Genomic DNA, 13,336 nt, shown 5'->3' on the forward strand with positions numbered 1-13,336 from the left:
TGCGTCCCGGTCCCACCATCGACGGGAAGAGGAACCGGATGATCCAGGCACAGTCCCTGACCAAGCGCTACGGGAGCAAGACCGCGGTCGATGCGGTCGACTTCACCGTGCAGCCCGGCCGGGTGACGGGATTCCTCGGCCCGAACGGCGCCGGCAAATCCACCACCATGCGCATGATCGTGGGACTGGATCGCCCCAGCCACGGCTCGGTCACCGTCAACGGCAAGCAGTACCGCGAGCACAAGGCGCCGCTGCGCGAGGTGGGTGTGCTCCTGGACGCCAAGGCCATCCACACGGGTCGAAGCGCCTACAACCACCTGCTCGCCATGGCCGCCACCCACTCCATCCCCGCCAGCCGGGTCAAGGAGGTCATCGAACTCACCGGGCTCGAGTCCGTGGCCCGCAAGCGCGTCGGCGGGTTCTCGCTCGGCATGGGCCAGCGGCTCGGGATCGCCGCGGCCCTGCTCGGCGACCCGGCCACCCTGATCCTCGACGAACCCGTCAACGGGCTCGACCCCGAGGGTGTGCAGTGGGTGCGCCAGCTCGTGCGCCACCTCGCTTCGGAGGGCCGCACGATCATGCTCTCCTCGCACCTGATGAGCGAAATGGCCGTCACCGCCGACCATCTCATCGTGCTCGGCCGCGGCCGGGTCATCGCGGATGCCCCTGTTGCCGAGCTCATCGGTGCCGCCACCCGCCAGGCCGTGCGGGTGCGCACCCCGTACGCCCCCGAACTCGCCGCGCTGTTCCAGAGCGCCGACATCTCGGTGACCAGAACGGATGCCGACCTGCTCGAGATCGTCGGCGTCTCCGCCGCCGAGATCGGCAACCAGGCCGCCAGGGCCGGCATCGCCCTGCATGAGCTGACGCCGATCAGCGCCTCGCTCGAAGAGGCCTACATGGCCCTCACCCAGAACGACGTCGAATACCGCACCGGCGGCACCCACGACGACCCCGCCGCCGAGCACATCGCGGCCGACCTGCAGGAGAGTGTCCGATGACCACGATTGCCCCGGCACCAGTTCCGGTTCGCGCCTTCTCGCCGTCCGGCTCCGGCCTGAGCTTCGCCGGGGTGCTCCGCTCCGAGTGGATCAAGCTGCGCTCCGTGCGGTCCACCATCTGGTCGTACGCCACAGTGATCGTGATCTCCCTGGGCATGGCCGCGCTGATGTCGGCATCACTCGACCTCGGGGGCAGGGACATCCCCGCCGGCGAGCAGGCGACCTGGCTCGCCCAGGCCTCCACCTTCGGCGTGTTCTTCGGGCAACTCGTCGTCGCCGTGCTCGGCGTGCTCGCGATCAGCGGCGAATACAGCACCGGCATGATCCGGTCGAGCATCACCGCCACCCCCAAGCGGCTGCCCATGCTCGCTGCGAAGGCGTTGGTCATCTTCGTCTGCACCTTCATCGTCGGGCTGGTCAGCACCGTCGGGTCCTACCTCGTCGCCTTGCCGATCCTGGCCGGCAAGGGCATCAGCGCCGGCCTCACCGACCCCGACCTCCTGCTGCCGCTGCTCGGCGGTGCGCTCTACCTGGCCCTGGTGGCGGTCTTCGCGCTCGGCGTTGGCGCCATCCTGCGCAGCAGCGCCGGCGGCATCGCCGCGGCCCTCGGGATCGTGCTGCTGCTTCCGATCGTTTTGAGCATGATCCCGGCCGAGTGGGTCGCCGACCTGCTGCCGTACCTGCTCTCCAACGCGGGGCTGGCGATCTTCGGTCTCGATCTCGGCTCGGAGGGGTTCGAGGTCTGGCAGAACATCCTCATCGTGCTGGGCTGGGTGGCGGTGTCGCTTGCCGGCGCCGCGGTGCTCCTCAAGCGTCGCGACGCATAGCCCGAGCGGTGCGATGGCGAGCCTATCGGCCCGCCGGGCAGGCCGGGCCGTAGGCTCGAGGCATGAGAGAGTTCTACCCCGAGATCGAACCGTACGACACCGGCATGCTCGACGTCGGTGACGGCCACAGCCTCTACTACGAGGTCTCCGGCAACCCGGAGGGCAAGCCCGCCGTGTACCTGCACGGTGGGCCTGGTGGTGCGTCCAGCGCCACCCAGCGGCGCGTGTTCGACCCCGAGAAGTACCGCATCGTGCTCTTCGACCAGCGCGGCTGCGGCCAGAGCACCCCGCACGCGAGCGCACCGGATGCCGACCTGTCGGCGAACACCACCTGGCACCTGGTCGCCGACATCGAGCGTCTGCGCGAACACCTCGGTATCGACAAGTGGTTGGTCTGCGGTGGGTCCTGGGGCAGCTCCCTGGGCCTGGCCTACGCCGAGAAGCACCCGGAGAAGGTCACCGAACTCGTCCTGCGCGGCATTTTCACCCTGCGCCCGATCGAACTGGACTGGTTCTACGAGGGTGGCGCCGCGGCGATCTACCCCGACCTGTGGGAGGGCTTCATCGCCCCGGTGCCCGTCAGCGAACGCGGCCGACTCATCGAGGCGTACAGCAGGCTGCTGCACGACCCCGACCAGTCGGTGCGTGAACGCGCCGGGGTAGCGTGGTCCACCTGGGAGTCGTCAACCATCACCCTGTTGCAGCAGCCCGCCACGATCGAACGGTTCACCGAGCCGGCGTTCGCGGTGGCGTTCGCCCGCATCGAGAACCACTACTTCATGAACAAGGGCTGGTTCGAGCCTGAGCAGCTGATCCGCGACGCCCACGTGCTCAAGGACATCCCCGGCGTCATCGTGCAGGGCCGGTACGACATGTGCACGCCGGCGTTCACGGCGTGGGCGCTGCACCAGGCCTGGCCGGAGGCCGACTTCCAGATGATTCCGGATGCCGGCCATTCGTTCGAGGAACCCGGCATCCGCGCCGCGTTGCTCGATGCAACCGACCGCTTCGCCCGGTGACGACGTCGACCAGGTGAGCCCGCTCACCTGGCCGGGCCCGGGGTCGGGGCGAACGCGCGCAAGGCCAGTACCGCACCGGCGGCGGTACCCCGCATCGCTGCGACCAGGAGGGCGCCCACGTTGCCCGGGCGGTCCGCGTGCACCCCGCGAATCACCATGCGCAGGGCGTACGCCGGGCTGAACAGGAGCCAGCGCGAGAGGTGCCGTCGGCTGAGATGCCGCGCGGCGAAGGCCAGCCGATTCCGGCAGACCGAGTAGATGTCCAGCGTCGTCACCACGAGGCCGCCAGACAGGGAACGCGCGCTGCGGACGGCGGTGATGTCGTCGCGCACGTCCAGTCCGCCGCCGGCCGCCAGACAACGCCAGGACAGATCGACATCCTCCCAATGGCGGAAGTAGCCCTCATCGGCCCCCTCCAGCCAGTCCCACAGGGAGACGTGGATCATCAGGCAGGCCCAGCTGACCCCGCTGAGCAGACTGGAGCCGTTCCTGTCGGCGGTTCGCAGCGCCCGCCCGTGCCGGGAGTCCACCATGCCGCCGCCGAACCGGGCGGAGCCGTCCGGGTCGGTGATGCGGGGGCCGATGATCCGTTGGGGGTCGGCTGCGCATCCCGTGGCGAGGGACAGCACTCCCGGCAGATCGATGCTCACCTCCGGGCTGAGGATCAACAGGCGCTGGCAGCCGCGCGACCGGAGCAGACGGGCGCCGGCATTGACCGCGGCGGCGAAACCGAGGTCGAGGCCGGGCGCGATCAGCAGCCAGCCTTCCCGGGTGCACAGCGTCGTCGTCGCTGCCCGGTGCTCGATCCCGGTGAAGTTGTCGACGACGACGACCCGGCCACAGCGCGCCTGCCGCCCGATGCCCACCAGGTTTCGTTCCAGCTGGTCGGGATGGCCGTGGTTGACGACGACGATCCCCAGATCAGCGGGCAGCGGCATTCTCACCCCGGCGCTGGTCTTCTCTCACAGCGTGCCCCGGGCCGGGCGCGAACCGGCGGTGTCGTTCACCGTGGAGTGTGCGGTCCGTCCGGGGCTCATGCCCCGGGTGCTGTACCCGGAGACGAGCCGCTGGGCCAGGTCCTCGTAGCCGTCCGTGACATGGCCCCAGTTGTACAGCGCGGCGGCGCGGCGCTGCAGCGCCTCGCTCACCTCCTGGGTGTGGTGGGGGTTCAGTTCGGCGTCCTCGATGAGCACAGCGAGAGTCGCCGCATCCCGGAAGTACGCGCCGTACACCCCGAGCACGTCCCGGTTGAAGCGCACGTCCCAGGCGATCGCTGCGGTCCTGGCCCCCATCGCGCGCAGGAGAGACGGGTTCGTTCCTCCGACCGAGTGGCCGTGCAGGTAGCTGACCGAGTGCGCGTAGAGCTGGTCCAACTGGTCCTGGTCCGCCAGGGCGCCGAGCAATCGCACCCGCGGGTCCTCGGCCATGGCGGTGATCCTCCGCGCATGCGCCCCCGAGGAAGGCGCCGAGCCGACCACCACCAGCGGCAGTGCGGCACTGCTGCGCCGGTAGCCGTCGAGGATCACGTCGACGTGATTCTCCGGAACGAAACTGGCGACGGCCAGGTGGTATCCATGCGGCGTCAGCCCCAGCTCGGCCAGACGGGTCGCCGGAGGGTCGTGCAGGAGGCGGGTGCCATAGCTGATCAGCTCGGTGGGGATGGAGAACTCCGACAGGTAGTAATCGACCACGCCCTGAGAGTCGGCGATGAGGGCATCGGCGGAACGCACCGACCGCTCCTCGGCCCAGCGGTAGTACCGACGTGCCGCCCCGACCCATCTCTCCCGCTTCCACTCCAGCCCGTCGACGTGCACGGAGGTCGGGATGCCCCGTTGGCGCAGGACCGGCACGAAGGGGGCATTGGCCGGGCTGAAGACGAAGGCGGCGTCCGGACGTGCTCCGGTGGTGGCGTGGGCCACCGATAACGCCGTGTGGCTGAGCGGCTCGAGGGCACCCAGTCGCAGCGCCGGCAGGTATACGAGCCGCATGCCCAGGTAGTTCGCGGCCGGCCGGGCGTGACCGGCGGCCGCATGGCGGGCGCGGCAGTACACCGTCACGGCGTGCCCACGATCAACCAGGCGGCGGCCGACTTCCTCCACTGCAGTCTCGAATCCGCCGAAAGTCGCCGGCACGCCGCGCGTGCCGATCATGACGATCCGGAGCGCCGGCGCACCGTACCGTCCGGACGGATCGGCACTGGTCGACGATGCCATCTCAATAGGCCCCCAACGGCCTCACCACGATTTTCACCGTGCGCCAGATGATCATCAGGTCGCCGGCCAGCGACCAGTTCTCCACGTAGTAGAGGTCGAGGCGCACGCTCTCTTCCCAGCTCAGATTCGAGCGACCGTTCACCTGCCACATGCCGGTGAGACCGGGCTTGATGTACAGCCTGCGGTGCATGTGCGACTCGTAGTTCTCCACCTCAGAGGGCAGCGGCGGGCGGGGACCGACGAGGCTCATCTCGCCGTGCACGATGTTCCACAGTTGGGGGAGTTCGTCGAGGGAGTACTTGCGCAGCACCCGGCCGATGCGGGTGATGCGCGGATCGCTGCGAATTTTGAAGAGCACCCCGGCCCCTTCGTTTTGATCTAGAAGGCCGGCCAGGTCGTCCTCTGCGGTGCGCACCATCGATCGGATCTTGAGCATGTGGAAGGTCCGGCCGTTGCGTCCGACTCGCTCCTGCCTGAACAATACGGGGCCTGGGCTGTCGAGTTTGACGAGCACGCCGATCACGACCAGCACCGGACTGATCAGGAGCAGGGCGAGAGCCCCGAGCGTGATGTCGAGGGCCCGCTTGAGCACATGCTTGGCACCGTCGTACTGGGGAATCTCCACGTGGATGAGCGGAAGGCCCTCGACAGGCCGGAAATGGATGCGGGGGCCTGCGACGTCGGTCAACCGACTCGAGAGCACCAGCTCCGCCGTCGTTCGCTCCAGATCCCAGCCCAGATTGCGAATGAAGGTGCTGCCCAGGCTCGGGTGCCCGGCCACGATGACGGCGTCGACACCCAGCGATTGGGCGGCCCCGGCCACGTGAGCGAAGTCGGACACGACAGGCACCCGGTGGCCAGCAGAGGTCACGCTGGTCACGTTCTCACCCTCCAGGGCTGCGCCCACCACGTGGTACGCGGCACCGGACTTGGCATCGATCTGCTGCACCACGTACTCGATGTCTTCGCGGCCGCCCACGACGATTGCCCTGGCCAGGTAGTGGCCGAACTTCCGCTGCCTGATCAGCCATTTGCGCCAGAGCCACCGCTCCAGGACCAGGGCGCCGATTCCCAGTGGCAGGGCGAAGACGAAGTAGGCGCGGGCGGTGTCCACCTGCAGCAGCAGGAATGCGATGGCGAGCATGCCGAAGGCCAACGCGCTCGCGTTGATGACGAGTTTGTACTCGGTGGCGCCCACCGCGACGACTCGGGGATCCCGCGTTCGAAACGTGGACAGGGTCACGATCCAGGTGCCGATCACGAGGACGATGATCGCCCAGGTGGACAGCGGGATCGGGGAGGTGCTGCCGGTCGGGTTGGTGATGGCGCTCGGGTTCGTGAGCGCGATGGGGTTCGCCAGGGCGAAACGGGCCAGGAAGGCGACACCGACGGCGACGACGATCACCGAGGCATCGGTGAGTGTGAGCTTGGTGCGGTACTTCCGCGCCCACGCTGCCCCGGACAGGCCGCCGGCGATCGCCGGTGCCGGAGGCGTGGCCTGGGCGGGAACCACTGCGGGTGCGACCAGGCGCAGCGGGGCCCGGTAGGAGTCCGGAAGCCCTCCGGACAAGCCGGGGTGCGGCGTCGGCGCACTCACCGGCGGCCGATGGTCGCGATGGGGAATCGGGCAGGCCGGCAGCTCAAGGCTCGTGCCCGGGTGGGCGCTGGCATTTTTCGGGGTCGACGGATGGGCCGACACGTCACAGACGTATTCACGGAAGGTCCCCTGCAGTTCGGGTTTACAGGTTCGTACGGGAGAAGAACGTGTGCTGGTGGGGCGGTGCGCCAGAGGACGCAGGTGTGGCGGAACGACGTGAGCGGGGAATGAGGCATAGCCGGGTTCTCTGACATTTCCTCAGTGGCTCACGAGGTGACCATACCCTGCAACTCAATTTCGGCGCTGTGACCTGAACGGGGGCCAGTTCGCGGCGGCTACAGTGCATCGATCGGGCGGCGGGCAGGATCCACGTCGGCATCGTGCCCGGTGCGTTCGTCGGACAGGTGCCGAGCCAGCCGCACCGCCAGGCAGACCGCCAGAAAAGTCGGGTTGGCCTCGCCGGCCGTTCGAAAGACGCTGCTGGAGGCGATGAACAGGTCGGTCATGCCATGCACCCTGCAATCGCGGTCGACGACTCCATCGCCGGGTTCCGCGCTCATGCGGGTGGTGCCGATGTGGTGGAAACCATCCGTGGCCTGCGCGAGAACCGCCGACGATCTCTGCTCCTCGGCGTCGAGGTAGATCAGCCGGCCGCGACCCGAAGCCCGCAGCTGCTCGTCCAGGAGCCAGTGCGACGCGAGCACGGAGTCGAGGTCCTGCGCCGTGTACCTGTAGTCGATGTCCAGGCCCGGCTGGCCGTACGCCCCGGTCGTCGCGTTCAGGCGCACCCTGGAGTCCGGATTGGGAATCTGTTCGGCATGGAAGTGCAGGGCATAGGTGCCCGCGGCATTCCGCAGCAGGAAGCCCGGTTTCCGGACGGGTGAGAGATAACGCTTGAGGAGGATGGTGGTCGCATCGGCAACGGCACGGAGCGGCCGTTTCGCGATGTTCAGCAGGTGCGGGGCGTACCGCCGGGGTCGCGGCCCGATGTGACGCAGGCGAATTCCCTCGGCCAGGATTCGCCGGCCGATGGGTGCCACGGAGAGGGCTAGGAAAACGAGGGAGAGAGTGGAATTGTGGTGCCCCTCGGCGTAGAACGGTGGATTGTCCGCGTAGAAACTGGTGTTCAACAGGCGCTGCTCGCGTTGGGTGCGCTCGGAGAAGGTGAAGCGCCGCCGCACATAGGCGTCGTGGCTGTCGAGACGAAAGTCGAGGTCGCGGATGTCGGCGGGGTCGCTGAGTTGGATGTTCGCGATGCTTCCCGTGAGATGGCCCATGTAGTACCGGCCCAACGGCCCGTCGGCACCACCGAAGTGGTCCGGGAATCTGCGCTGCACGGTCAGGAGGAGGCGGGTGGTTTCCAATCCTCCGCAGGCCAGCACATAACTCGTTGCCCGCACCATGACGGAACGGTCGTTGTGGATGACCTGAAGGTGGGTGACACCGGTGCCGGCCGGGTTGACGGCGATGTCGGTGACCGTCGCACCGCACAGCACGGAGATGCCCGGGTGCGCCGTGACCCTGGCGCCGAGCCGGGCGGCCAGCTTGGGTTGGCGCGCCCAACGTTCCAGTTGGGACATGCTGACCTCGCCCAGGCCCGCCCAATCCGGGGCGCTGCTGCGGAAGGTCGGCACACCGCAATCCAGGTAGGTGGCTGCTGCTGCTTCCCACGGCAACACATCGGCCTGCCCGAGCGGCCAGCCGCTGCCGTCGACGTAGTCACGTGATTCGAAGTCGATCCCTTCGAACTGCACGCAGCGGCCGCCCCAGAGCCAGGACGACCCGCCGATACCGCGTCGCGTCGCCTGATCGATGGGTGCGTGCGTGGTGGGATCGAGCACGCGAACCGGCGGCCGGGTCGCCCGCGTCGCCGCGTTTTCCCTGCCGGCTTCGGTCCCGGCATCCAGTACGAGCACCCGGAGCCCGGCATTGGCCGCCTCGAGGGCCAGCGCGAGCCCCACCGGTCCCGCGCCGATGACGCAGCAGTCGAAGATCTCAGTAGAAACGGGCGGTTCGGTCGTGATCGTCATCGATGTCAGCCTTCAGGACGGTCGGGGCGGGGCCCGCAGACGGGGGACAGCCGTGGCTAAATGGCCCAAACCCGGGCATGAGCCGGTGAGTGAAACTCGCAGGCGGGGCAAATCGTTGCACCGAACGGGGCGGCGCGCACCCCCGGTGCGGTGGTTTTCCGCACCCCCTTTCGGGGGCAAGCGGCCCTACCGCCCTCGTGGCACTCTGTGCGGTGTGAGCCAAGCTCAGCTGCGATGTTGAGCCAGCCGTCCCCGACAGTTCTTTCGCAGGTAAGCAGAGGAGCACCGTGTCTGAACGTTTGCCCGCCGTCGATCGACCGCTCGCCGCACCTCTGTCGGCGACGTTCGGCACCCTGGCCGCCAAGGCTCTGGCAACGGCCATCGTTCTCGTGAGCGGGCTGCTCATCCCTCTCGGCGCCGTGCCGGCCAACGCCGCCGGCTGCGGAACCGCCGCCAACCCCATCGTCTGCGAGAACGCCCTGCCGGGCACCGCCCCGTCGGTCTGGGACATCAGCGGGGCCGGCGACCCGAGCATCCAGGGGTTCTCCACCGACATCAGCACCAACGTCGGCGGCACCGTCGGGTTCAAGGTCGACACAAATGCCAGGGCCTACACGATCGCGATCTACCGCACCGGCTGGTACCAGGGCAATGGAGCCCGCAAAATCGCCGATGTTCCGCTGTCGGTGAGCCTGCCGCAGAGCCAGCCCCAGTGCATCACCCAGGCGTCCACCGAATTCTACGACTGCGGCAACTGGGCGCTGTCGGCATCCTGGCCGGTGCCCGCTGACGCGGTGTCCGGGGTGTACATCGCGCTGCTCACCCGCACAGACACCGGAGGCCAGAGCCACATCACCTTCGTCGTCAGAGACCAGGCCAGCCAGTCCGACGTCCTCTTCCAGACCTCCGACCCCACCTGGCAGGCCTACAACACCTACGGTGGCTCCGACTTCTACCAGGGCGCCGACAACGGCCGTGCCTTCAAGGTGAGCTACAACCGACCGGTCGCGACCCGAGGCGGGATCGATGGCCGCGACTTCTACTTCAGCAACGAGTACCCGGCAGTCAGGTTCCTCGAGAAGAACGGCTACGACGTTTCCTATTTCAGCGGGGTCGACACCGATCGTTTCGGCGCCAGCCTGACGAACCACGAGGTCTTCCTCTCCGTCGGCCACGACGAGTATTGGTCAGGCGCCCAGCGGAAGAACGTGGAGACTGCCCGCGACGCCGGTGTCAACCTGCAGTTCCTGTCCGGCAACGAGGTGTACTGGCGTACCCGCTACGAGCCCTCTGCGGACAGCAGCGCAACGGCGTACCGCACCCTGGTCTCCTACAAGGAGACCTGGAGCAACAGCAAGATCGATCCCGCCGCCGAGTGGACCGGCACCTGGCGTGACCCCCGGTTTGCGTCGTCGGCCAATGGCGGTGGCCGGCCCGAAAACGGGCTGACCGGCACGCAATACCAGTCCAACTTCTCCGACCTGCCCGTCACGGTCTCGGCCGCAGAGGGCAAGACACGATTGTGGCGGAATACGGGTCTGGCCAGCCTCGCGGCGGGAACCTCCGTCGCCTTGGCCCCCCACACCGTCGGCTACGAATCGAACGAAGACATCGACAATGGCTTTCGACCGGCCGGTCTCATCAGGTTGTCGACAACCACGGGATCGGTGCCGGAATACCTCACCGACTTCGGCAACACCGTTCGGCAGGGCACCACGACGCACAACGTCACCCTCTACAAGGCGCCGAGCGGGGCTCTTGTCTTCTCGGCCGGCAGCGTGCAGTGGACCTGGGGGCTGGATCAGGAACACGATGGTCCAGGTGCGCCGGCAGACGTGCGGATGCAACAGGCTCAGGTGAATCTGCTGGCCGATATGGGGGCGACCCCGGCCACCTTGGCGGCCAACCTGGTGGCCACGACAGCGAGCTCGGACAGCACCGCACCCACCGTGACCGTCACGTCCCCCGCAGCAGGGACCTCAGTGCCCAACGGTGCCAGCACCACGATCAGGGGAACGGCGGCCGACACCGGCGGGGTCGTTGCCGGCGTCGAGGTCTCCACCGACGGCGGAACGACCTGGAGTGCGGCGACCGGAACCTCGACCTGGTCGTACACCTACGTTCAGCACGGCGTCGCCAACCAGGGCATCCGAATCCGGGCGATCGACGACAGCGCGAACTATCCGACGACGCCAACCACTCTCGCCCTGACCGTCACCGGTCCGCACACTGTCTTCGGCGCGCAGACTCCGGCCAGGCCGGACTCGCAGGACCCCAGCGCTGTCGAGTTGGGCCTGCGCGTGACACCGACGGAGAACGGAACTATCGACGGCATCCGCTTCTACAAGAGCGCCGCCAACACCGGTACCCACACGGGGTCGCTGTGGAGTTCCACGGGAACCCGCCTGGCCACCGCGACCTTCACGAATGAGACGGCGTCCGGATGGCAAACCGCCACCTTCGGCACCCCGGTCACCGTCACAGCAGGAACGACCTACGTCGCCTCGTATTGGGCGCCGGGGGGCCGGTATTCGGCGGACGACGACCCCTGGGCGTACCGGGGCATCACCCGTGCGCCCCTCGCCGTGGCGGGCGGCTTCGGCGCTCAACCGGCAAGCGTGTACAACACCAACGGCGACTTCCCGACCGACGTCTACGGGCAGAGCAACTACTACGTCGACGCCGTGTTCAGCCGATCGGGCAACACCGCCCCCACGGCCACGAACCAGTCTCCTGGACCTGGTTCGTCCAGTGTCGCCCTCACCACCGCCGTCAGTGCCACCATCACCGGCGATGTCGTCGCATCGTCCGTCGCCTTCACTGTGCGGAACGCCCAGGGCACCGCGGTCGCAGGCAGCACGAGCTACACGGCCGCCACCCGCGTCGCGACCTTCACGCCGACCAGTGCGCTCGCCGCGGCCACCACCTACACCGTGACTCTGGCTGCCAGGGACACCGCAGGTGCCGCGCTCAACTCGGGCGGTACGTGGTCGTTCACCACGGTGCAAGCCGCCTCAGGCAGCGGATGCCCCTGCAGCCTGTACGAGGACAGCACGACACCCGGCATCGTGACGGTCGCAGACAACCAGGCGGTGACCCTGGGCGTGCGCTTCTCCGCCCAGACCGCCGGACAGATCACCGGGATCAAGTTCTACAAGGGTCCGGCCAACACGGGCAGCCACACCGGCACACTGTGGACAGCCGACGGAACAGTCCTCGCCACCGGAACGTTCACCAACGAGAGCAGCTCCGGCTGGCAGACCCTGGTCTTCGCGGCACCGGTCAGCATCCAGGCGGCCACGGAGTACGTCGCGGGCTATCGCACCACCGTCGGCCAGTATTCAGCCACCCCGGGCGGATACTCCGCCGCATACACGCGAGGCCCGCTCAGCGCGGGCGTCAACGCGGGTACCTTCAGCTACGCTGACGGCTTCCCCACCAACGAAACCTCCAATGACTACCTGGTTGACGTGGTGTACACGGGCGCCGGTGCTGCGGCCGTCACGGTGTCCTCGACAACACCGGCCGCCGGTGCGACCGGCGTCACAGCGACCGGGTCGGTGTCGGCGACGTTGTCGGCTGCTCCGGCGTCGGGGACGCCGACGCTGGCCTTGTCCAGGGCCGGTGTGGCGGTTGCCGGTACGTCGGCCTATAACGCGAGCACGAGGGTGGTGACGTTCACCCCGGACGCTGCGTTGGCGGCGTCGACGTCGTATTCGGCCGCGGTGACGCTGGCGGGGGCTGCGGTGTCCGGCGGCTCCTGGTCATTCACCACGGCCGCTGCGGCCGGCACGGGCACCACGTTCAGCCTGCTGGACGGGGTGACCCCGTCAGTGGTGTCCGACCCGGAGACGTCCCCGGTGGAACTGGGCATGTCATTCAGTTCCTCGGCGGCCGGTTCGGTGACGGCGATCAAGTTCTACAAGGGCACCCTGAACACCGGAACCCACACCGGATCGCTGTGGTCGTCCACCGGCCAACGCCTGGCGACGGTGACGTTCGCCAACGAGTCGGCATCGGGCTGGCAGACTGCGCAGCTCGCCACACCGGTGGCGTTGACCGTGGGCCAGACCTATGTGGTGTCCTACTTCGCCCCGGCCGGCCACTACTCCACGACGCCCAACTACCACTCCACGACACGAACGGCCGGCCCGCTGACCGCCGGTACGACCTCGAACGGCCGGTATCTCTACGCCGCCGGCGGCGGTTTCCCGACCAGCACCTGGCAGGCAGCAAGCTACTTCGTGGATGTGGTCTTCTCCACCTCCACGACCACCCCTCCAGCGGCGGTCACGGTGTCCTCGACGTCGCCGGCGTCGGCTGCGACCAACGTCTCGGTGTCGGGTGCGGTGTCGGCGACCCTGTCGGCTGCTCCGGCGTCGGGAACTCCGACACTGGCGCTGTCCAGCGCCGCCGGCACCGTGGCGGGAACCTCCGCGTACAACGCCACGACCCGGGTGGTGACCTTCACTCCGGCCGCGGCCCTGGCCGCATCCACGTCGTATTCAGCGGCGGTGACGCTGGGCGGCGCTCTGCTGACCGGCGGGGCGTGGTCGTTCACGACGGCCGCCGCTCCGGCGGCGGTGTCGGTGTCGTCGACGTCGCCGGCGTCGGGTGCGTCGAACGTCCCGGTGTCTGGTGCGGTGTCG

At 68.3% G+C, this 13,336-nt stretch carries 8 protein-coding genes; 4 read left to right on the top strand and 4 right to left on the bottom strand.

Going from position 1 to position 13,336, the window contains the following annotated elements; genetic code table 11:
- Nucleotides 1–38 precede the first annotated feature (38 nt).
- The 3 genes from ACEN2M_RS18205 to pip all read left to right on the top strand — a co-directional run bounded on the left by ACEN2M_RS18205 (nt 39) and on the right by pip (nt 2,847).
- Complete coding sequence (locus ACEN2M_RS18205) at nt 39–1,001, top strand: ABC transporter ATP-binding protein (RefSeq protein ID WP_441649554.1); 963 nt, start codon at nt 39–41, stop codon at nt 999–1,001.
- Nucleotides 998–1,828 carry an ABC transporter permease subunit gene (locus ACEN2M_RS18210; protein ID WP_441649555.1) on the top strand — a complete coding sequence of 277 codons (831 nt, stop codon included), beginning with the start codon at nt 998–1,000 and terminating at the stop codon, nt 1,826–1,828. The genes ACEN2M_RS18205 and ACEN2M_RS18210 overlap by 4 nt, the downstream gene beginning before the upstream one ends.
- 62 nt (nt 1,829–1,890) lie before the next feature.
- Nucleotides 1,891–2,847: a prolyl aminopeptidase gene (pip, locus tag ACEN2M_RS18215; RefSeq protein ID WP_441649556.1), complete on the top strand. Its 957-nt coding sequence runs from the start codon at nt 1,891–1,893 to the stop codon at nt 2,845–2,847.
- 23 nt (nt 2,848–2,870) lie between these two features.
- Here pip and ACEN2M_RS18220 read toward each other — a convergent pair whose 3' ends face one another.
- The 4 genes from ACEN2M_RS18220 to ACEN2M_RS18235 all read right to left on the bottom strand — a co-directional run bounded on the left by ACEN2M_RS18220 (nt 2,871) and on the right by ACEN2M_RS18235 (nt 8,687).
- Nucleotides 2,871–3,791, bottom strand: a complete 921-nt coding sequence (locus tag ACEN2M_RS18220) for a hypothetical protein (RefSeq protein WP_441649557.1) — start codon at nt 3,789–3,791, stop codon at nt 2,871–2,873.
- 18 nt (nt 3,792–3,809) lie between these two features.
- Nucleotides 3,810–4,997: a DUF1972 domain-containing protein gene (locus ACEN2M_RS18225; protein WP_441649558.1), complete on the bottom strand. Its 1,188-nt coding sequence runs from the start codon at nt 4,995–4,997 to the stop codon at nt 3,810–3,812.
- Between the two features lie 64 nt (nt 4,998–5,061).
- The gene (locus ACEN2M_RS18230) at nt 5,062–6,657 is read right to left on the bottom strand and encodes a sugar transferase (protein ID WP_441649559.1); all 1,596 of its coding nucleotides are present in this window, start codon (nt 6,655–6,657) and stop codon (nt 5,062–5,064) included.
- 335 nt (nt 6,658–6,992) lie between these two features.
- Complete coding sequence (locus ACEN2M_RS18235) at nt 6,993–8,687, bottom strand: FAD-dependent oxidoreductase (protein ID WP_441649560.1); 1,695 nt, start codon at nt 8,685–8,687, stop codon at nt 6,993–6,995.
- A 287-nt stretch (nt 8,688–8,974) separates the two neighbouring features.
- On the opposite strand from ACEN2M_RS18235, the gene ACEN2M_RS18240 reads away from it, so the two are divergent.
- Nucleotides 8,975–13,336, top strand: a 4,362-nt coding sequence (locus tag ACEN2M_RS18240) for a DUF4082 domain-containing protein (RefSeq protein WP_441649561.1), incomplete at its 3' end; no start/stop codon positions are given.

Origin of the sequence: Cryobacterium sp. W22_MBD10_FK3 (assembly GCF_052113745.1) — a bacterium.
GTDB lineage: Bacteria > Actinomycetota > Actinomycetes > Actinomycetales > Microbacteriaceae > Cryobacterium.

What these genes read in the sequence shown, in the direction of transcription:
- pip (WP_441649556.1), top strand. Translation starts at nt 1,891, where the DNA reads ATGAGAGAGTTCTACCCCGAGATCGAACCGTACGACACCGGCATGCTC.
- ACEN2M_RS18235 (WP_441649560.1), bottom strand. Translation starts at nt 8,687, where the DNA reads ATGACGATCACGACCGAACCGCCCGTTTCTACTGAGATCTTCGACTGC.
- ACEN2M_RS18210 (WP_441649555.1), top strand. Translation starts at nt 998, where the DNA reads ATGACCACGATTGCCCCGGCACCAGTTCCGGTTCGCGCCTTCTCGCCG.
- ACEN2M_RS18225 (WP_441649558.1), bottom strand. Translation starts at nt 4,997, where the DNA reads ATGATCGGCACGCGCGGCGTGCCGGCGACTTTCGGCGGATTCGAGACT.
- ACEN2M_RS18205 (WP_441649554.1), top strand. Translation starts at nt 39, where the DNA reads ATGATCCAGGCACAGTCCCTGACCAAGCGCTACGGGAGCAAGACCGCG.